At 67.7% G+C, this 18,747-nt stretch carries 20 protein-coding genes; 8 read left to right on the top strand and 12 right to left on the bottom strand.

Translation table 11 applies throughout. From position 1 onward, the window contains the following. Nucleotides 1-7 precede the first annotated feature (7 nt). From G6N32_RS20675 to G6N32_RS20655, 5 genes are all read right to left on the bottom strand, one after another. The gene (locus G6N32_RS20675) at nt 8-1,603 is read right to left on the bottom strand and encodes an ABC transporter permease (RefSeq protein ID WP_115321642.1); all 1,596 of its coding nucleotides are present in this window, start codon (nt 1,601-1,603) and stop codon (nt 8-10) included. Then, on the bottom strand, nt 1,600-2,523 hold the full coding sequence (locus tag G6N32_RS20670) for an ABC transporter ATP-binding protein (protein WP_115321641.1): 924 nt from the start codon (nt 2,521-2,523) through the stop codon (nt 1,600-1,602). The genes G6N32_RS20675 and G6N32_RS20670 overlap by 4 nt, the downstream gene beginning before the upstream one ends. Continuing rightward, the gene (locus G6N32_RS20665; RefSeq protein ID WP_115321640.1) at nt 2,489-3,166 is read right to left on the bottom strand and encodes a TetR/AcrR family transcriptional regulator; all 678 of its coding nucleotides are present in this window, start codon (nt 3,164-3,166) and stop codon (nt 2,489-2,491) included. The genes G6N32_RS20670 and G6N32_RS20665 overlap by 35 nt, the downstream gene beginning before the upstream one ends. A gap of 89 nt (nt 3,167-3,255) precedes the next feature. Then, nucleotides 3,256-3,639: a hypothetical protein gene (locus tag G6N32_RS20660; RefSeq protein WP_147292064.1), complete on the bottom strand. Its 384-nt coding sequence runs from the start codon at nt 3,637-3,639 to the stop codon at nt 3,256-3,258. 524 nt (nt 3,640-4,163) lie between these two features. Continuing rightward, the gene (locus G6N32_RS20655) at nt 4,164-4,829 is read right to left on the bottom strand and encodes an O-methyltransferase (RefSeq protein WP_115321638.1); all 666 of its coding nucleotides are present in this window, start codon (nt 4,827-4,829) and stop codon (nt 4,164-4,166) included. Nucleotides 4,830-5,176: 347 nt separating this feature from the next. Here G6N32_RS20655 and sigE point away from each other — a divergent pair, with 347 nt between their 5' ends. The 4 genes from sigE (at nt 5,177) to tatB (ending at nt 8,391) form a co-directional block, all read left to right on the top strand. Then, nucleotides 5,177-5,824: an RNA polymerase sigma factor SigE gene (sigE, locus tag G6N32_RS20650; RefSeq protein WP_232077813.1), complete on the top strand. Its 648-nt coding sequence runs from the start codon at nt 5,177-5,179 to the stop codon at nt 5,822-5,824. 144 nt (nt 5,825-5,968) lie between these two features. Next, nucleotides 5,969-6,403, top strand: coding sequence for an anti-sigma E factor RseA (rseA, locus tag G6N32_RS20645; protein ID WP_115321636.1), 435 nt, complete (start codon nt 5,969-5,971; stop codon nt 6,401-6,403). 79 nt (nt 6,404-6,482) lie between these two features. Beyond that, nucleotides 6,483-7,982, top strand: coding sequence for a serine protease HtrA (gene htrA / locus G6N32_RS20640; RefSeq protein WP_115321635.1), 1,500 nt, complete (start codon nt 6,483-6,485; stop codon nt 7,980-7,982). A 4-nt stretch (nt 7,983-7,986) separates the two neighbouring features. Continuing rightward, on the top strand, nt 7,987-8,391 hold the full coding sequence (gene tatB / locus G6N32_RS20635; RefSeq protein ID WP_115321634.1) for a Sec-independent protein translocase protein TatB: 405 nt from the start codon (nt 7,987-7,989) through the stop codon (nt 8,389-8,391). A gap of 76 nt (nt 8,392-8,467) precedes the next feature. Here the strand turns inward: tatB and G6N32_RS20630 are convergent, their stop codons facing one another. From G6N32_RS20630 to G6N32_RS20610, 5 genes are all read right to left on the bottom strand, one after another. Further along, nucleotides 8,468-9,610 carry an Mrp/NBP35 family ATP-binding protein gene (locus tag G6N32_RS20630; RefSeq protein ID WP_115321633.1) on the bottom strand — a complete coding sequence of 381 codons (1,143 nt, stop codon included), beginning with the start codon at nt 9,608-9,610 and terminating at the stop codon, nt 8,468-8,470. Between the two features lie 11 nt (nt 9,611-9,621). Next, entirely contained in the window at nt 9,622-10,263 is a 642-nt protein-coding gene (locus G6N32_RS20625; RefSeq protein ID WP_147292063.1) for a VC0807 family protein, read from the bottom strand. 67 nt (nt 10,264-10,330) lie between these two features. Next, on the bottom strand, nt 10,331-11,503 hold the full coding sequence (locus G6N32_RS20620; protein WP_115321631.1) for a lytic transglycosylase domain-containing protein: 1,173 nt from the start codon (nt 11,501-11,503) through the stop codon (nt 10,331-10,333). 117 nt (nt 11,504-11,620) lie between these two features. Then, complete coding sequence (locus tag G6N32_RS20615) at nt 11,621-12,175, bottom strand: DUF1003 domain-containing protein (RefSeq protein WP_115321630.1); 555 nt, start codon at nt 12,173-12,175, stop codon at nt 11,621-11,623. Then, a complete protein-coding gene (locus G6N32_RS20610) occupies nt 12,172-13,479 on the bottom strand; it encodes a magnesium transporter MgtE N-terminal domain-containing protein (RefSeq protein WP_115321629.1) in 1,308 nt (435 codons plus the stop codon). Before G6N32_RS20610 ends, G6N32_RS20615 begins: the two co-directional genes overlap by 4 nt. 24 nt (nt 13,480-13,503) lie before the next feature. Here G6N32_RS20610 and G6N32_RS20605 point away from each other — a divergent pair, with 24 nt between their 5' ends. Beyond that, a complete protein-coding gene (locus G6N32_RS20605; protein ID WP_115321628.1) occupies nt 13,504-14,472 on the top strand; it encodes an HpcH/HpaI aldolase/citrate lyase family protein in 969 nt (322 codons plus the stop codon). Here G6N32_RS20605 and G6N32_RS20600 read toward each other — a convergent pair. Together G6N32_RS20600 and G6N32_RS20595 are read right to left on the bottom strand one after the other, a co-directional pair. Continuing rightward, nucleotides 14,469-14,933 (bottom strand): DUF4190 domain-containing protein, encoded by a 465-nt coding sequence (locus G6N32_RS20600; RefSeq protein ID WP_115321627.1) that lies wholly within the window; start codon nt 14,931-14,933, stop codon nt 14,469-14,471. The genes G6N32_RS20605 and G6N32_RS20600 overlap by 4 nt on opposite strands. A gap of 4 nt (nt 14,934-14,937) precedes the next feature. Beyond that, nucleotides 14,938-15,576, bottom strand: coding sequence for a DUF4190 domain-containing protein (locus G6N32_RS20595; RefSeq protein WP_232077212.1), 639 nt, complete (start codon nt 15,574-15,576; stop codon nt 14,938-14,940). Between the two features lie 155 nt (nt 15,577-15,731). On the opposite strand from G6N32_RS20595, the gene G6N32_RS20590 reads away from it, so the two are divergent. The 3 genes from G6N32_RS20590 (at nt 15,732) to G6N32_RS20580 (ending at nt 18,739) form a co-directional block, all read left to right on the top strand. Continuing rightward, a complete protein-coding gene (locus G6N32_RS20590) occupies nt 15,732-16,247 on the top strand; it encodes a general stress protein (protein ID WP_115321625.1) in 516 nt (171 codons plus the stop codon). 186 nt (nt 16,248-16,433) lie between these two features. Further along, nucleotides 16,434-17,846: an ABC transporter substrate-binding protein gene (locus G6N32_RS20585; protein ID WP_115321624.1), complete on the top strand. Its 1,413-nt coding sequence runs from the start codon at nt 16,434-16,436 to the stop codon at nt 17,844-17,846. Further along, nucleotides 17,843-18,739: a carbohydrate ABC transporter permease gene (locus tag G6N32_RS20580; RefSeq protein WP_115321623.1), complete on the top strand. Its 897-nt coding sequence runs from the start codon at nt 17,843-17,845 to the stop codon at nt 18,737-18,739. The genes G6N32_RS20585 and G6N32_RS20580 overlap by 4 nt, the downstream gene beginning before the upstream one ends. Nucleotides 18,740-18,747 lie beyond the last annotated feature (8 nt).

Below are 18,747 nucleotides of genomic sequence, written 5' to 3'. Positions count from 1 at the left end.
GGTTCTCCTAGATGACGTCGCGGCGGCGATAGACCGCTCCGGCGATCACCGTGACGGCGACGGCGATCATCACCATCACGCCCAGTGCCGCAACGGAAACCGATGACGGTGCGGTGGTACGACCGACCGGTGAGGCCTCGATCAGCCACCGCGGCAACCGCAGCAGCGCACCGAGATACAACGCGAGGACCACGAATGTGACTGCCAGCCAGCCGATGCCGGGATGACGCAGCGCGACGCCGAGGGCGGCGATGCCGGCCATCACCGCCATCGCAGGCAGGAAGGCCAGCGCAGCCAACGTCAACCGCAGGATCGTGGTGGGCTCACCCAACGTCAGGCCGGCGCCGATGCCGTTGCCCAGGCCCGCGCAGGCCAGCAGCACGGCCGCGCCGGTCAGTGCCGCGCCGACCGCCGACAACAACCATGCCCAGCGCGACACCGAACCAGCAAGCACGGCTTCGCCGATCCCGGACTCGTCGTCGCGGTGTAGCCGCACCACCACCGTAACCACATACGCGGTGGTCGCCGCGGCCAGGAACTGCGTCATGGTGGTGTACACGCCGTCGGTGCCCTGCGCTGAAAGCACCCGGGCCAGAAGTTCATTGCCCTTGGCCGCGTCCAGCAGCGACTTGGTCATCGAACCGAACGCCGCCCCCGCGATGAGCAGGCCGACCGCCCAGCCCACGGTCAGGCCGCGATGAATGACCAACTGTAGTCCGAAGACCCCACCGACCGGGCGCGCACGGGAGTGTTCGCCGGAGGACGCCAGGAGGCCGTCGTCGTACTGGCGGCGGCTCTCCAGCGCGACGGTCGCTGCGGCCAGGACGACGGCCAGCGCGGCCAGCAGCGCGAGTGGCCACCAGCGCAGCGCGACGAAGGGGCGCATCTGCTGTGCCCAGGCGATGGGGGAGAACCAGCTCAGCGCGCTGCCGGAGTTGTCGATCACGTCGCCCGCCCCCCGCACCAGCACGGCCGCGGCCAGTGTCGCGAGCGCGGCTCCGCTGGCCGTTCTGGCCTGCCGCCACAGCTGCGCACTGAGCGCCGCGACAGCACCGAAAACAGTTGCGACGGCAGTGATTCCCACGCACATTGCCGCGGTGTCGACCACCGCGAAACCGCTGGCGGCCATGGCGATCGTCATCGTCACCGACAGCACGGCGTTCACCAACACGACCAGGATCAGGGCGGCGGCGGTGCGGGCGTGGCGGCCGACGATCGAGGAGAGCACCAGTTCGGCGGCACCGCTTTCCTCTTCGGCGCGGGTGTGGCGGATGACGGTCAGTATCGACAGGATCGATGCCGCCACCATCAACGTCAGGGTCAGCTCGTTGGCCATCATGACGCCGAGGTCGGTTTCGTTACCGCCGAACATCGGCCCGCCCAACATGATTCCGGCCGGAGTCTTGAGCAGGTTCACGCGCGCCTGGCGCTGCGCCTCGTCGGGATACGCGAGTTTGATCCCATTGGGGGCGTAGACCATCATCAGCGTCAGCGCCGAGATCCACGCCGTCAGCCGGATCCGATCGCGGCGCAGGGCGAAGCGGACGAGCGTTCCGGTCCCGGTCAGCCGGGACGGGGCGGGGGCGGTTGCGGTTGCGATCATGGCGCCGGCGTCCGGTATTCGCGCAGGAACAGGTCTTCCAGGGAGGCCGGCGTGACCGTCAGGTCCGCGATCCCGAGCTGGGTGAGATGCACCATCGTCGCGTCCAACGCGTCGCGGCCGACGGTGAATCGCACCCGACCGTCGACGATGTCGACGTCGTGCAGGCCCGGCCATCGGGTCACCACGGTGGGATCGCGGTGGGTGCGTGCCGTCACGGTAGTCCGCATCAGGTGCTGGAGCTGGGCCAGTGGCCCGGATTGCACCGTACGTCCGGCGCGGATGATGGTGACTGTGTCACAGACCTTTTCGACCTCGGCCAGGACGTGGCTGGAGAGAAGGACCGCCGCACCGCGACCCGCGACCTCGCGGACGCATTCCTGAAAGACGTTCTCCATCAACGGGTCGAGGCCCGATGTCGGCTCGTCGAGGATGTAGATGTCGGCGTCGGTGGCGAAGGCCGCCACCAGCGCCACCTTCTGGCGGTTGCCCTTCGAGTACGTACGGGACTTCTTGTTCGGGTCGAGTTCGAAGCGCTGAATCAGCCAGTCCCGGCGGCGGGGATCGGCACCGCCGCGCAGCCCGCATAGGAAGTCGATCACCTGACCGCCGGTCAGGTTCGGCCAGAGCGTCACATCCCCGGGCACGTAGGCGATGCGCCGGTGCAGAGCCACAGCGTCGTGCCACGGGTCACCACCCAGCAGGCGCACATGGCCGCCGTCGGCGCGCAGCAGCCCCAGAAGGATGCGGATGGTGGTGGACTTACCCGCGCCATTGGGCCCCAGGAAGCCCGCGACCGAACCGGCGCGGACGGTCAGATCCATGCCGTCCAGGGCCCGGGTCCGACCGAAAGTCTTGACCAGACCGTGGATTTCGACCGCCGCGGTGTCAGTCCGCGCTGTCGGTGCCGATGCCGTCGTCATGTTGTTCTCCCTCGGTGTGGGTCACAATTTCGCCGTGTGCGGCGAAGCTGTCGAACATCGTCGAATCGGTGAGCAGGCCCTCGGTATAGAGCTCGAGGGCGGGCAACATCATCTCGTTGGCGTAGTCGTGCAGAACGGCCCGCAAATCCGTTGGGTTGTCATGCAATTGGAGGTAGAGCAGGAAGGCGCCACCGCCCGCCATGCCGAGGTACTTCGCTCGTGCGGCCGGGTCACGGCTCGGCCTGATCGTGCCGGCGCGGACACCCTCGTCCAGGTAGCCCTCGACATTCGCGAACATGGTGCGCCAGAGGTTTCTTGCCAGCTCGCCGCCGGTCTGCATGCTGCGCACCAGGTAGGCCATCATCGGCGCGAACGATTCGATCTCGGCCGCCGCGGCGAGCCAGGTGGCCGGGTCGGTGGAACGGATCGTTTCGGATTTCTCGCTGCGGACCTCTTCGGCGATGTAGTCGTCGCACGCTTGGCGTAATCCGTCCTTCGATCCGAAGTGGTGGATGACGAGCCCCGGGCTCACCCCGGCCGCCTCGGCGATCGCCCGCACCCCGACGTCGAACCCGCGCGCGCCGAACAACTCGATGGCGGCATCGCGGATCCGGGCCACCGTCGTCAGGTCCGTTGAACGCATGTTTAGTATGCTAAACACTTGTTCAATCGTCGGTCAAGCACCTACCGCCGTCGGATCGAGGATTTCGTGGTGGGGCGGTCGCCGACGCCTCAGGCGGCGGTGCGCAAGGCGACCGGCTGGATAGCCACCTGCGTAGGCCGGGCGGCCCGGTTGAGCAGGATCTCGAAGGTTCGGGCGGCGCCCACCGACCCGTAGGAGTACGGCTGCTCGCGGCAGAGCGATTCGCCGGCGATGTCTTTGATCACGACCCGGACGAGATGGCTGGTCGGATCGGCGGACGAGCCGGTCTCGGTGACGGTGGTCGCCAGGCCGGCCAACGGCATTCGCGCCGCGTTTCGGCCGTGGCCCACGATGAGCAAACTCTGCGTGATGCGTAGGTCGCTCCACGTGGCCAAGACGCCGTCGCGGCGGTTACGGCGACTTTGCGAGAGATCGAAAACCACCGCGGCAATTCCGAGGAGCGCGAAAGGCACGAACAATGTAGCCACCATCACGGGACTAATCCGTGGATCCATATTCCCCCCCCCAGAAACACCGTGCGATGTCAGCCGTTAACGGCCGGACATATTCCCGCAATATTTCTGCCTCGCACCGACTTTGGCGTGAGGATGCCCACGAAAACAGTAAGGCAAACGCGTATGCGATGACTCCTCTCGATCAGAGTCGCTCTCAATCACGATGGCCTCACGGTTGGAAATCCTATTGAGTCGAAGGCGCGGATAAGTGCACTTTTGGAGAGTTTGCTGAAATTGCAGTAAGTGGACTCATAGCAACGATTTACCAGCTGAGAATTTGCCCCGGTGCACGCCGACGGCGGGTCTCTGGCTGTTCTGAAAATGGCATATTTCTGCTGGTGGCAGCATTTCCTCGCGCATGACGGCAAGAGTGGGTGTCACGCAATCTGCACGCTCGTTGAATATCAGCAAACTTCGGGCGCGAAAATGACGGGAAAAGGTCCGCCGGCTGCGGTGATCACCGGATCACCCGCTCTGTCGGATCAGTCGCGGGCGGCGACCAGGATTCCGTCGCCCAGCGGAATCAGCACCGGGGTGAGGCGCTCGTCCTCGGCGATCAGCCGGGCCGCCTCGCGCACGGCAGCGACCTCCGCATCGTTGGCCGCGGGGTCACCGGCGCGGCCGCCGAGCGCGGCGCGATGGACGACGATCGCGCCGCCCGGGCGCAGCAGGCGGATTCCCTCGACGATGAAGTCGGCCTGATCGGACGGTGCAGCGTCGAGAAACACCAGGTCATATGACTCGTCGGCCAGCCGGGTGAGGACTTCCTGGGCTCGGCCGGCGATCAGCCGGGTGCGCGACGGGCCGATACCGGCCTCGGTGAATGCCTGCTTGGCGATGCGCTGATGCTCGGGCTCGATGTCGATGGTGGTCAGCACGCCGTCGTCGCGCATCCCGGACAGCAGCCACAGCCCGCTCACACCGGCGCCGGTGCCCACCTCGACAACTGCTTTGCCGCCGGACAGCCGGGCCAGTACGCTGAGCAGCGCTCCGACTGCCGGTGTCACCGCTCCGGCGCCGGCATCGACAGCTCGCTCCCGGGCGGCCGCGACAATGGCGTCCTCGGAGATCGAACCCTCCGCATGGGCGAGCATCCGGTCGGCGCGGCTGGCCTCCGGCTGGCCGGTTTGGTCCTCGTTAGTGGCCATTCTCAGCAGCGTAGGCGCAGTTGGATCGGCGGGTGGGCAGGCGCGCCCGGCGCCGGATGAGTGCCGAACCCGCCGGTCCGAGGGGTCGCGCGGGAACGTCAAGGATGACGCGCCGTCCAGCAGTGAAAGAGCTGGACACGAATCGATAACGAAAGTATTTCTTAGTCAAACCTTAGTTAGCTCAAATCGCCCCCACACAGGTTTGGGGAACGGTAGCGGGCATGGAACAGAGCCCCCGCTGGTCGGGGAATATGCCCGACAACGGTCGCGTTGTCAGGCTTGATGCGGTCGACGGCACCCCGCCGTCAACGCAGGTCAACCAGGAGGATCCGACGACCACCACATTGATGGCTCCGGCGCACATGTCGCACCCCGAACAGCTGGGGGAAGCCGAGTGGGTTGAACCGTCCGAGGAACTGCAGGGCACCGCGGTATTCGATGCCACCGGCGACCGGACGGCCATGCCGTCCTGGGATGAGCTGGTGCGGCAGCACGCCGACCGGGTGTACCGGCTGGCTTATCGCCTGTCGGGCAATCAGCAGGACGCCGAGGACCTCACCCAGGAGACCTTCATCAGGGTGTTCCGTTCTGTGCAGAACTACCAGCCCGGCACGTTCGAAGGCTGGCTGCACCGCATCACCACCAACCTGTTCCTCGACATGGTCCGCCGTCGCGGCCGCATCCGTATGGAGGCGCTGCCCGAGGATTACGACCGGGTCCCCGCCGACGAGCCGAACCCCGAGCAGATCTACCACGACTCGCGACTGGGTGCGGATTTGCAGGCCGCCCTGGATTCGTTGGCGCCGGAGTTCCGTGCCGCCGTCGTCCTGTGTGACATCGAGGGTCTGTCCTACGAGGAGATCGGTGCGACGCTCGGCGTCAAGCTGGGTACCGTGCGCAGCCGCATCCACCGCGGCCGGCAGGCGCTCCGCGATTACCTGGCGGCCCATTCCGGCCAGCGGGGATTGGCTGACTTCACCGCCGAATCGGCGTAGACCGACGGGCAGCGGCCAAACTGTGGCCGGCATGTCATGTCACCGAGGGTTTCGCGCGCTACATTCGATCTAGCGGCGCGCAGCACCAGCGAGTAAGCCACGTGTGCTGGCGCGGCCGACGCGAACCCCGAGAGGAGCGCAGTGATGGTCGACCGTGGACACATGTTCCGTCGAGCATTCTCCTGGTTGCCCTCGCAGTTCGCCTCCCAGAGCGACGCGCCCATCGGCGCGCCCCGCCAATTCGGCTCGACCGAGCACCTGTCCATCGAGGCGATCGCCGCGTATGTCGACGGCGAGCTACGGATGAAGTCATATCTACGGGCGGCGCACCATCTGTCGCTGTGCCCGGAGTGCGCGGCCGAGGTGGAGGGCCAGAGTCAGGCCCGCACCGCGTTGCGGGATTCCCTTCCGATCAGTATGCCGAGCAGCTTATTGGGTCTGTTGTCGCAGATCCCGCAGGCGGCGCCGGATGATCCGGGTGCCCCGGACGGCCGGACGCGCCCCGGCGGCGACATCCAGCCCGGACTCGCCGATCAGTTAGCTGAACGCACAGACCGCGACCGGCGTAAGCGCCGGTAGGGTGGATGTGAAATCGGGCAGCGTCATGCCCGGTCCCACAGCGCGCGCTCGCGGCTGAGCGCTTGGATAGAGGTTGAACTTGAGCCCCAATCAGGACAACTCCGGCAGCAGCCCCCGTCTGGCACCGCGTCCGGTCTCCCGGCCTGCCGTCGATCCGGCCGCCACCCGCACATTCGGGCGCCCGCAGGGTGTCGACGGCTCGTTCGTGGCCGAGGAACTGCGTCCCGCCAAGTTCCGCGGGGAGGTCGAATTCCAGCCCAAGGACCACGTCCCGGACCCCGTGCTGGGGGAGGCGTTCGGCCGGCCCTACCCGGGCGGCGACTCGCTGCAGCGGCACCCTGCCGATGCCGGGGCCCTCGACGCTGAGCGCGACGTCGATTCCGACGACGCCGACGATCCCTGGCGGGATCCGGGCGCGGCGGCCGCGCTCGGTACGCCGGCACTGCAGCAGGCGGCACCTGTCGTCGCGGCCGGGCCCACCGGCAAGCTCGGCGTGCGGGACGTGCTGTTCGGCGGGCGGGTGTCCTACGTCTCGCTGGCGGTGTTGGGCATCATCGCGCTGCTGATCGGTTTCGCCGGCGGATGGGTGGGCCGCAAGACAGCCGAGGTCGTCGAGGCGTTCACCACCTCGAAGGTCTCGCTGGCCACCAACAGCACCGGTGAGGTGCCGCCCGGCCGGTTCGCCAAGGTCGCCGCGTCGGTCGCCGACTCCGTCGTCACCATCGAGGCGGTCAGCGACGACGAAGGCGCCCAGGGCTCCGGCGTCGTCGTCGACGGTCGCGGCTACATCGTCACCAACAACCACGTGATCTCGGATGCCGCCAACAATCCGAGCAAGTTCAAGATCTCGGTGGTGTTCAACGACGGCAAGTCGGTGCCGGCCAACCTCGTCGGCCGTGACCCCAAGACCGACCTGGCGGTGCTCAAGGTCGACAACGTGGACAACCTGACAGTGGCCCGCTTCGGGGACTCCGACAAGGTTCACGTCGGTGACGAGGTTATTGCCGCCGGTGCCCCGCTGGGTCTGCGCAGCACCGTCACCCACGGCATCATCAGCGCGTTGCACCGGCCCATCCCGCTCTCCGGTGAGGGATCGGACACCGACACCGTGATCGACGCCATCCAGACCGACGCCTCGATCAACCACGGCAACTCCGGTGGCCCGCTGATCAACATGAACTCTGAGGTCATCGGCATCAACACGGCTGGAAAGTCGTTGTCCGACAGTGCAAGTGGCCTCGGATTCGCGATCCCGGTCAACGAGGTCAAGCAGACCGTCGAGGCACTGATCAAGGACGGCAAGGTCGCGCACCCGACCCTCGGGCTCTCGGCGCGCTCGGTCAGCAACGACCTCGCCCAGGGCGCTCAGGTGGCCAACGTCAAGGCGGGCAGTCCCGCCGAGAAGGCCGGCATCCTCGAGAACGACATCGTGGTCAAGGTCGGCAACCGCACGGTTGCCGACGCCGATGAGTTCGCGGTCGCCATCCGTCAGCTCAAGATCGGTCAGGACGCGCCCATCGAGGTCATCCGCGACGGCCGCAAGGTCACGCTGACGGTGAACCCCGCGCCGGACAACTGACCCGATGTTCGCGAACGTCGGCTGGGGCGAAATGCTCGTGCTGCTGGTCATCGGGCTGGTGGTGCTCGGCCCCGAGCGGCTGCCGGGCGCCATCCGGTGGACATCGAATTCGTTGCGGCAGGCCCGCGACTACATCAGCGGCGCCACCAGTCAGCTGCGTGACGACCTCGGACCCGAGTTCGAGGATCTGCGCCAGCCGCTGAGCGAGCTGCAGAAGCTGCGCGGTATGACGCCGCGTGCTGCGCTCACCAAACATCTTCTCGACGGCGACGATTCGTGGATCGGCGAGGCCTTCCAGGCGCCGGACACAGTGAAGCCGCACAGTGCGCCGCCTCCGCAGGCGGTCGTGCCCAAACCCGAGCCGTTGCCGCCCGGCACGCCGGCACCGTTCGACGCCGACGCGACCTAGACCGTCATCGAGTGAGCGTCAGCGCTCCAGATCCAGCCGACTTCTCGAACGTGGGCTCTCACTCAATAGCCGTGGCCTAGAGGTGGCGGGTGGTGTCCAGGCCCAGCGACATGCCGGCCAGCCCGCGCCGTCGTGCTGCCAGCTTGTCGGCGATGCCGCGCAGTTCCTTGCCTGCCGCCGAATCGGGCGCTGAAAGAACAAGCGGGACACCGGAATCGCCGGCCGCCACCAACGCGGGGTCAAGCGGCACCTGGCCGAGTAGCGGCACATCAGCGCCGACGGAACGGGTGAGACTCTCGGCCACCTGGCGTCCGCCGCCTTCACCGAAGATCTGCATCGTGGTGCCGTCCGGCATCAGCAGCCCCGACATGTTCTCCACCACGCCGACGATGCGCTGGCGGGTCTGCAGCGCGATCGCCCCGGCGCGTTCGGCCACCTCGGCGGCGGCGAGCTGCGGTGTGGTCACCACCAGGATCTCGGCGCCCGGAACCAGTTGGGCCACCGAGATCGCCACATCGCCGGTCCCAGGCGGCAGGTCGAGCAGCAACACGTCGAGATCGCCCCAGTACACGTCGGCAAGGAACTGTTGCAGCGCCCGGTGCAGCATCGGTCCCCGCCACACCACCGGGGCGTTGCCCTGGGTGAACTGGGCGATCGAGATGACCTTCACGTCGTGGGCGACCGGCGGCAGGATCATCGACTCGACCTGGGTGGGGCGGTCGTCGGTGCCCATCATGCGCGGCACCGAGTGGCCGTAGATGTCGGCATCGAGCACGCCGACCGACAAGCCCCGAGCCGCCAGCGCTGCGGCCAGGTTGACCGTCACGCTCGACTTGCCGACCCCGCCCTTGCCGGAGGCGACGGCGTACACCCGGGTCAGCGACCCGGGCTGGGCGAACGGGATCACCGGCTCGGGCGCGTCGCCGCGCAGCTGCTTGCGCAGTTCGGTGCGCTGCTCGTCGTTCATCACATCGAGCGTGACGGTCACCGCGGCGGTGCCCGGCACATCGGCGACGGCCCGGGTCACCTTGTCGGTGATCTCGGTCTTCTTCGGGCACGCGGACGTGGTGAGGTAGACCTCGACGTGGACGGCGCCGTCGTCGGCGACCGAGATGCTCTTGACCATGTTGAGCTCGGTGATCGGCTTGCGCAGCTCGGGATCGATCACTTTGCCCAGCGCAAGGCGCACCTGGGTCTGAAGTTCGCTCTTTTCGGACATCAGGGCCGAGTCTAGGTTGTGCGACCCCCGTCAGCGGAAACGGCCTGAGTACCGACGCGACGCCCGACGGCGACGGTCGCCAGCACCAGAACGCCGATGACGACGATGGTGATCACCGAGTTGACGCCGTTGGCGGTGTCGACGGAGAACCTGCCGATGACGATCAGCCGGATCGCGACCTCGAGCAATAGACCGAGACCCCACATCGCGGAGAGCCGGATGTGAATGCGACGACGACGGTCGGCGTCAACCTCCTCCGGCTGGTCGTCGGCGTTGCTGAATCGGTCACTGACGACCTGCGTCAGCGGGGTGCCGATCACGCAGCTGCCCAGGAAGATCAGTCCGCCGATCGCGTTGACGACGGTGTTGCCGACCAGCACCAGCTTGGGGTCGGTCGTGGACAGGGCGACGGCCAGGCTGAGCCCGAAGGTCAGCAGCAGGTAGACGGCGAACGGGTCCAGTCGCCGAGCTCTGACCACGCCGTAGATCACGCGCAGGCCGGACAACACCGTGGCCGACAGCAGGGCGATGTATTCGGACACCCCCGCTGCGCGCAGCCCGTAGTAGGCGACAAGCGGCGGTGCGACGTCAGCCCCGACAGTCTGGAGCACGGGGCGCATCGAGCGCCGTTGCGCCGGGTGGCGTTGACTCACAACGCGTTACGGTATCGCCACTGGCTGTCCGCTCGCTGTGCGAACTCGGACCGCCCGGTGCGGGTGGCTAGCTGGCCGGACCCGGCAGCGCGCCGTGCACCGCAGGCAGCGGCGCCACCGGCACCTCGGCAACGGGCTCTGGAGCGGGCGGCGGGGGCGGCAACAGCCACGGCGGCTGCCACGGCGGCGGCGCTTCCGGCATGGCCTGAGGCTGGGCGGCAACCGGCGGGGGAGCCTGCGAACCGAGGCAGATCACCTGGCACGGCAGCGCCGGCAGCTCACTGGCGGGGCCGGGCAGCGGGCCGAGCGCCAGCGATCCCGCGGTCTCGGTGTTGTTGATGCTGAGCTGCGCCAGCGGATCGGTGGGCGGCAGCCCGATGGCATTGAGCGGCAGTCCCGGGCCCAGGCCCTCCGGGTTCTCCAGGTGGGCGTCCCCGAGAGCGGGTGCCGGCCCGACGATCGGCGGCAGGTTGATCGGCTCGACGCCGGTGGCGTAGGCGGCGGCCCAGCCCAGCACGTTCTGGGCATATGCCATCGAGTTGTTGTAGCGCAGGATCGCGGTCAGCACCTGCGACTGATTACGCAGATTCAGCCCACCGCTGCACAGGTAGCGGGCCGCGGCCAGCGCCGCGTCGTAGACGTTCTGCGGGTCGGCCTTGCCGTCGCCGTCGCCGTCGGCGGCATAGCGCGACCAGGTGCCGGGCAGGAACTGCATGGGGCCCATCGCCCGCGCATACACCGGGCGGCCGGCCTGGACCGTCTGCACGATGACCTCGTTGCCCGACAGGGTGCCGTCCAGCGTCGGGCCGTAGATCGGGTTGATCGCGGTGCCCCGGGCATCGGTGGCACCGCCGTTGGCGTGCATCGACTCGATACGGCCGATGCCGGCCAGCAGGTTCCAGCTCAGCCCGCAGCCGGGCGCGGCCACGGACATCTTCTGTTCGGCATTGCGGTAGGCCGCCAGCGGAACCGACGGGATACGCAGCGACCCGATCGAGCTGACCACCATCGCCGGCGGCGGAGCCGACGGGGTGGCCGCCGCGAAGTGAAAGTTGGTGGGCTGCTTGGTCAGAGCGACGACGGTGACACCCGAGGTGTCGATTTGCGGTGACACCGCAGCCAGCGGCATGACTTCCTTGCCGACCACCGGCGCATGCGGCAGGTCGGGCGCTGCGCTCACGGCTCCGGCAAGCACGACCGGGGTGAGCACAGCAATTCCGAACGCAGGCTTCCGCACCATCCGGCTGACGCGGTTTCCTATGCCCACTCGTCCGTCCTCAGATCATGCCGCCTGTGTGAACCAAGTCACCATACATATCTTCGTGACCTCAGTGGTATCCAATGGTCACCTTTGTCACTAACTCACCTCGTCGCCAAGGGGCTCGACGGCCGACCGGGCCTTCTTGGCTTTGTCCTTTTTGACCTTGCCGCCGTTGTCGGCCTGCAGCGATTCCAGCAATTCGCGAATCTCTTCGAGTTCGCGGCGAAGGTAGTCGCGGGTGGCGACCTCACCGACCGCCAACCGCAGCGATGCGAGCTCGCGGGCCAAGAACTCGGTATCGGCTTTGGTCTGCTCAGCGCGTCGGCGATCTTCCTCCAGCGACACCCGGTCGCGGTTTTCCTGCCGGTTCTGCGCCAGCAGGATCAGCGGCGCGGCATAGGCGGCCTGGGTGGAGAACGCCAGGTTGAGCAGGATGAACGGGTAGGGGTCCCACCGCCAGCGCACCGCGAACAGGTTCAGTGCGATCCAGACGACGACCAGGATCGTCTGCCAGGCGAGATAGCGCCCGGTGCCCAGGAAACGGGCGATCGATTCACTGAACCGGCCGATCGCCTCCGGATCGACGTTGAACGACAGCCGACGCGACGAGCGCGGAGTGTCGAGGCGCTGGCGCGCGGACAGCTCGCTCACGTCGTCCCCTCTGCGCTGGCCGCCCGCTCGGACAGTTGCGGATCCTCGTAGCTTTCCCGCCAGTCGTCGGGCAGCAGATGGTCGAGCACGTCGTCGACCGTCACCGCGCCGAGCAGGTGGTTCTCCTCATCGACCACTGGACCGCAGACCAGGTTATAGGCGGCGAAGTACCGCGTCACCCCGGCCAGCGACGTGTTCGGGGTGCAGCTGGGCAGGTCGGTGTCCACGATTCCGCTGACCAGGTTGGCGGGCGGTTCACGCAGCAACGCCTGCAGGTGCACACAACCCAGGTAGCGGCCGGTGGGTGTGGCCGTCGGGGGCCGCACCACGAACACCAGCGACGCCAGCGCCGGCGTCAGGTCGGGATCGCGCACCCGGGCCAGCGCTTCGGCGACCGTGGTGTCGGGCGCGAGCACCACCGGGTCGGAGGTCATCAGACCGCCCGCGGTGTCGGGTGAGTGACTCAGCAGGCGTCGCACCGGCTCGGAGTCCTCCGGGTCCATCCGGCGCAGCAGCACCTCGGCCTCGGTCGGGTTCAGCACACCGAGAAGGTCGGCGGCGTCGTCGGGGTCCATCGCCTCCAGGACGTCGGCCGCTCGTTCGGTGTCGAGCTGCAGCAGCAGGACGGTCTGGTCGTCCTCGGGCAGCTCCTGGAGGATGTCGGCCACTCGCTCGTCGTCGAGCGCGTTGATCAGCTCGGTGCGGCGCTTGGCGGGCAGATCACGGATCGCGTCGGCCACCTCGATCGGGCGCTGGCCTTCGAACTGGTGCAGCAGCTGGGCCACGCCCTGGCCGGGCATCGACAGCGCCGACGGGGTCAGGCCGGCCACGTTGTGCCAGTCCACCACCTGGATCGTCGAACGCCGGCCCAGCCTGCGATGGCTGCGCACCGCGACCCGGGTGACCACCCAGTCCCGGACGCGGGACTGCTCGATACCCAGGTCGACGACGATGACGTCGACACCCGACATCTGCGGCAGCTCGGGGTCGTTGACCCGCACCCGGCTGTCGAGGACCTGGCCGAGCACCAGGACCTCACCGGGCCGCTGCGCGAAGCGGCGCAACGACACATTGCCGGTGGTGAGGGTGACGGCGTTCGGCTCGATCGCGGTGACTCGCAAGATCGGAACGAAAATTCTTCGGCGAGTGAGCATTTCGACCACCAGGCCCAGGACGCGCGGTTGCTGGCGGACGATGCTCATACTGATCACGACGTCGCGAACGCGGCCGAGGGATTCGCCATCCGGACCAAGCACGGCCAGTCCCGCCAGCCGCGCCGCGTACACCCTGTTCACCGACGCCATGAGTCAAAGGGTAGGAGTGTAGGGGTGGAGAACGCCTATCGACCCCGCCGAACCTGCCTGTCGGTTCCTGGCAGCAGTCTCAAGATGATCGAGAAGGCCAAGGCATTGCCTGCCGACGAGGTGTTCCTGGACCTCGAGGACGCGGTCGCGCCAGATGCCAAGGCGCAGGCCCGCAAACAGGTCGGCGCGGCGTTGGCGAGTCCGGGCTGGGCGGGTCAGCTGCGGGGAGTGCGGGTCAACGACTGGACAACGCCGTGGACGTACTCCGACGTGATCGACGTGGTGTCCGAGGTCGCTTCGGCCCGCGACGGTCACCTCGACGTCATCGTGCTGCCCAAGGTGACCGACGCCAGCCACGTCCACGCCCTCGACCTGTTGCTGACCCAGCTCGAGCTGACCCACGGTCTGCCCGTCGGGGGGATCGGTGTCGATGCCCAGATCGAAGATGCCAAGGGACTGGCCAACATCCACGCGATCGCCGCGGCGCCGCGGGTGCAGGCGTTGGTGCTCGGCCCGGCGGATCTGATGGCCAGCCTGAACATGCGAACCCTGGTGGTGGGCGAGCAGCCGGAGGGTTACGACGTCGGCGACGCGTATCACCACGTGTTGATGACGATCCTCGTTGCCGCCCGCGCGCACGGCATCGCCGCGATCGACGGGCCGTATCTGAAGGTGCGTGACGTGGCGGCGTTCCGGCGGGTGGCCGGGCGTTCGGCGGCGCTGGGCTACGACGGCAAGTGGGTGCTTCATCCCGACCAGATCGACGCGGGCAACGAGATCTTCTCTCCTGCCCAAGCCGAATACGACCGCGCCGAACTCATTCTCGAGGCCTACGACTGGCACACGTCGACGGCGGGCGGAGCCCGCGGCGCGGTGATGCTCGGTGACGAGATGATCGACGAAGCCAGCCGCAAGATGGCGCTGGTGGTCGTCGGCAAGGGCCGGGCGGCCGGGATGCAACGTCAGGGTGAGCGATTCACCCCGCCGAGCTAATAGCTGCTGGGTGAGGTCGTGGTACTGGCGGCGAGGATGACCACGAACGCGATGTAGAGCACGATCAGGGCGATGATCACCGCGCCGATGGCCACGCCGGCGACCGCGAGCCCGAAGCCGTCCTGCCCGGTGCGCTTGGTTTCCCGCATTGCGACGATCCCGAGAATGATGCCTGCGATCGAGGGCAGCCCGCAGAGCAGCAGACCGGCCAGCGAGGTCACCAACGCCGCGATGGCTTTTCCGTTGGTGCCGGGCGGTTTGGTCGGCCGGTACGGGTCGTAGGGATCGCCATAACCGGGGTAGGCGGGGGGCGGGTACGGGTACCCCGGGTACGCCGTGGGCGGCGGGTAGGGCGCCGGATACACCGGTGGTGGCATCGTGGGGAAGTTCGATGGATAGTCCACCGGCGCGTACGGATCAGCCGGCGGCGGTGTGCCCTCCGGGTGCGGGGGATAGGTCATCGGGTCAGCGCCAGGCGTAGATCGCCCAGATCATGCTGATGATCAGGGTTGCGACGCCCACGACGATGCCGGCGATGGCCAGACCGTAGCCGCCCTGACGGGTTCGCTTGATCTGGTTGAGCGCGATGATGCCGCAGACGATCCCGACGATCGAGCCGATCCCGCACAGCAATCCGATGACCGACGCCACCAGTGACGAGATCGCCAGGGTGTTGGTGCCCTGCTCGGGGGCCGGGTAGCCGTAGCCGCCCGGATACGGCGCGGCGCCGTACTGCGGCGGCGGCGGGGGCGGGTAGGCGCCGGGCTGCGGAGGCGGATAGGCCGACGGTTGTTCGGCGTAGCCAGGTGCCCCGTAGGCGCCCGGGGACGGCGGCGGGTAGCCCGGCTGCGGGCCGTAACCCGGCGGTGGGGGCGGATAGCCAGGCGCGCTGTACCCCGGCGGCGGCGGGTAGGCCCCCGGAGCGTCGTAGCCGGGATAGGCCGGCGGGGCGGACTCGTAGCCCGACGGGGCGGTCTCGTAGCCGGGTGACGCCGGGTTCTGTTCGATGGGCGGGGCTTCGTGCGTGCCCTCGGACGGGCCCTGTTCGCCCGCGTTCTGCGGCTTTTCGCCGGAGTCGCCGCCGGAAGCTGTCATGCTGTTCAACCTAGCGTATGTGCAGGTGGCGCGGGGCTGGCTGGCTGTTGGGGCACCAACGCCCGCGCTACCACGTTGATCAGGGTTGATGAGGAATCTCACCCGCGTGAAGCGGGTGCGACACGACGCGACAAATGCCGCGCACGACAGGAGAATGAGCAGTTATGACCAGCCCTTTCCAGGGTCAGAACCCCGGCGGCGCCGCAGCCGCGCCACGCCGCGGGCCGGTCGGCCTGCCCACCCCGCCCAAGGGGTGGCCGATCGGCTCGTACCCCACCTATGCCGAGGCCCAGAAGGCCGTCGATTACCTCTCCGACGAGCAGTTCCCGGTCGAACAGGTGACCATCGTCGGCGTCGACCTGATGCAGGTCGAGCGCGTCACCGGCCGGCTGTCATGGCCCAAAGTGCTGGGCGGTGGCGTGATCACCGGCGCCTGGCTGGGGATCTTCATCGGCCTGGTGTTGGGATTCTTCAGCCCCAACCCGTGGGCGTCACTGATCACCGGCGTGGTCGCCGGCGTGATCTTCGGATTGATCACCTCGGCCGTCCCGTACGCGATGGCGCGTGGGACAAGGGATTTCAGCTCCACCATGCAACTGGTGGCTGGCCGCTACGACGTGTTGTGCGATCCGCAGAGCGCCGAGAAGGCGCGGGACATGCTGGCGCGCTTGAAGATCTGATGCGCTGATCACGGCGGATGCGGTCACGATCTGGCCGCATCCGGCGTGGGAGTGTTGCACATCACCGTAGGAGGGCTCTACGGTTTGGCCGCGGGGCATTGCCCTGCCGTGATGCAGCCTGCGCCGAGCGCGGACAGTTGCCGCACGTATCGGAGAAGGCGGGTGAAGGCGGGAGGCGGTGGGGAGATGGCTTGCCCAGGCGCACGCGCTCGGCGGGTCGGGGCGGCCGCGATCACCGCACTGACATGCGCCTCGCTGGTCTCGTCGTGCAGCTCCGGCGGGCAGGGTCTGGTGGTCAGCTTCTACACCCCGGCCAGTGAGACGGCGACGTTCACCGCGGTGGCCAAGCGCTGCAACTCCGAGCTCGGCGGCCGCTTCCGCATCGAACAGCGCAGCCTGCCCAAAGCGGCCGACGATCAGCGGCTGCAGCTGGCGCGCAGGCTGACCGGAAACGACCGCACACTCGACGTGATGGCGCTCGACGTGGTGTGGACCGCGGAGTTCGCCGAGGCGGGCTGGGCATTGCCGCTGTCCGACGACCCGGCCGGACAGGCCGAGTCCGATGCGACCGACAACACCCTGCCCGGCCCGCTGGAGACGGCCAAGTGGCAGGACAAGCTGTACGCCGCACCGGTCACCACCAACACCCAATTGCTCTGGTACCGAGCAGATTTGGTGGCGCCGCCGCCGGACACCTGGGACGGTATGGTCGCCGAGGCCACCCGGTTGCACGCCGAGGGTAAGCCCAGCTGGATCGCGGTGCAGGCCAAGCAGTACGAAGGCCTGGTCGTCTGGTTCAACACTTTGCTGGAAAGCGCTGGGGGACAGGTGCTTTCCGACGACGGAAAGCGGGTCACGCTGACCGACACGCCAGAGCACCGGGCGGCGACGGTCAAGGCGCTGCAGATCATCAAGGCCGTCGCCACCGCACCGGGGGCCGACCCGTCGGTCACCCAGACCGACGAGGGTACGGCGCGACTTGCCCTCGAACAGGGCAAGGCGGCGCTGGAGGTCAACTGGCCCTTCGTGTTCGCCTCGATGCTCGAGAATGCCGTCAAGGGTGGGGTGCCGTTCCTGCCACTCAACGACAAGCCCGAACTGCAGGGCAGCATCAATGACGCCGGCACCTTCTCACCGAGCGACGACCAGTTCACCGTCGCCTTCGACGCGTCCAAGGAGGTGTTCGGGTTCGCCCCCTATCCGGGGGTGATCCCGGGCCAGCCCACTCGCGTCACCCTGGGCGGGCTGAACCTCGCGGTGGCCAAGACCACCCGGCACGCGGCCGAGGCGTTCGAAGCGGTGCGCTGTATCCGCAACCTGGAGAACCAGAAGTACACCTCGATCGAGGGTGGTCTGCCCGCGGTGCGCGCATCGCTGTACGACGATCCGGAGTTTCAGAAGAAGTATCCGCAATACGCGATCATCCGTGATCAGCTGACCACCGCAGCCGTGCGCCCGGCGACGCCGAACTATCAGGCTGTGTCCACCCGGATTTCGGCCACACTGGCCCCGATCACCCAGATCGACCCGGACAAGACCGCGGACGAACTCGCCGAGCAGGTGCAGAAGGCGATCGACGGGAAGGGGTTGATCCCGTGACCGCCCCCGCCCGCAGCGATGACCGCCGCTCGCAACGCAAGCTGGCCTACCTGCTGATCACCCCGGCTGTCGTTCTCATGCTCGCGGTGACCGCCTACCCGATCGGGTACGCCCTGTGGCTGAGCCTGCAGCGCTACAACCTGGCCAGCCCGGCCGACACGAAGTTCATCTGGTTCGAGAACTATCAGACCATCTTGAGTGACAACTACTGGTGGACGGCGTTCGTCATCACGCTGGTCATCACGGTGATTTCGGTGGCGATCGAGTTCGTGCTCGGCATGGCGCTCGCACTCGTCATGCACCGCACCATTTTCGGCAAGGGGCTGGTGCGCACCGCGATCCTGATTCCGTACGGCATCGTCACCGTTGCGGCCTCCTACAGCTGGTACTACGCGTGGACGCCGGGCACCGGCTACCTGGCCAACCTGCTTCCGGACGGAAGTGCGCCACTGACGCAACAGATCCCGTCGCTGGCGGTCATCATCGGAGCCGAGGTGTGGAAGACCACCCCGTTCATGGCGTTGCTGCTGCTGGCCGGGCTGGCACTGGTGCCCGAGGATCTGCTCAAGGCCGCCGAGGTCGACGGGGCGGGCCCGTGGACCCGGCTGGTCAAGGTGACGTTGCCGTTGATCAAGCCGGCGATCCTGGTGGCGCTGGTGTTCCGCACGCTGGATGCGTTCCGCATCTTCGACAACATCTACGTGCTGACCGGTGGCGCCAACGACACCGCATCGGTGTCGATCCTCGGCTACGACAACCTGTTCAAGGCGTTCAACATCGGCCTCGGCTCTGCGATCAGCGTATTGGTGTTCCTGTCGGTGGCCGTCATCGCATTCGTCTACATCAAGCTGTTCGGCGCGTCCGCGCCCGGCACGGACAACGAGGTGCGCTGACCATGTCT

This window comes from Mycolicibacterium aichiense, from assembly GCF_010726245.1.
Lineage (GTDB): Bacteria > Actinomycetota > Actinomycetes > Mycobacteriales > Mycobacteriaceae > Mycobacterium > Mycobacterium aichiense.
The sequence above is the reverse complement of the archived record's forward strand: the minus strand, read 5'-3'. Positions and strand labels throughout refer to the sequence as shown.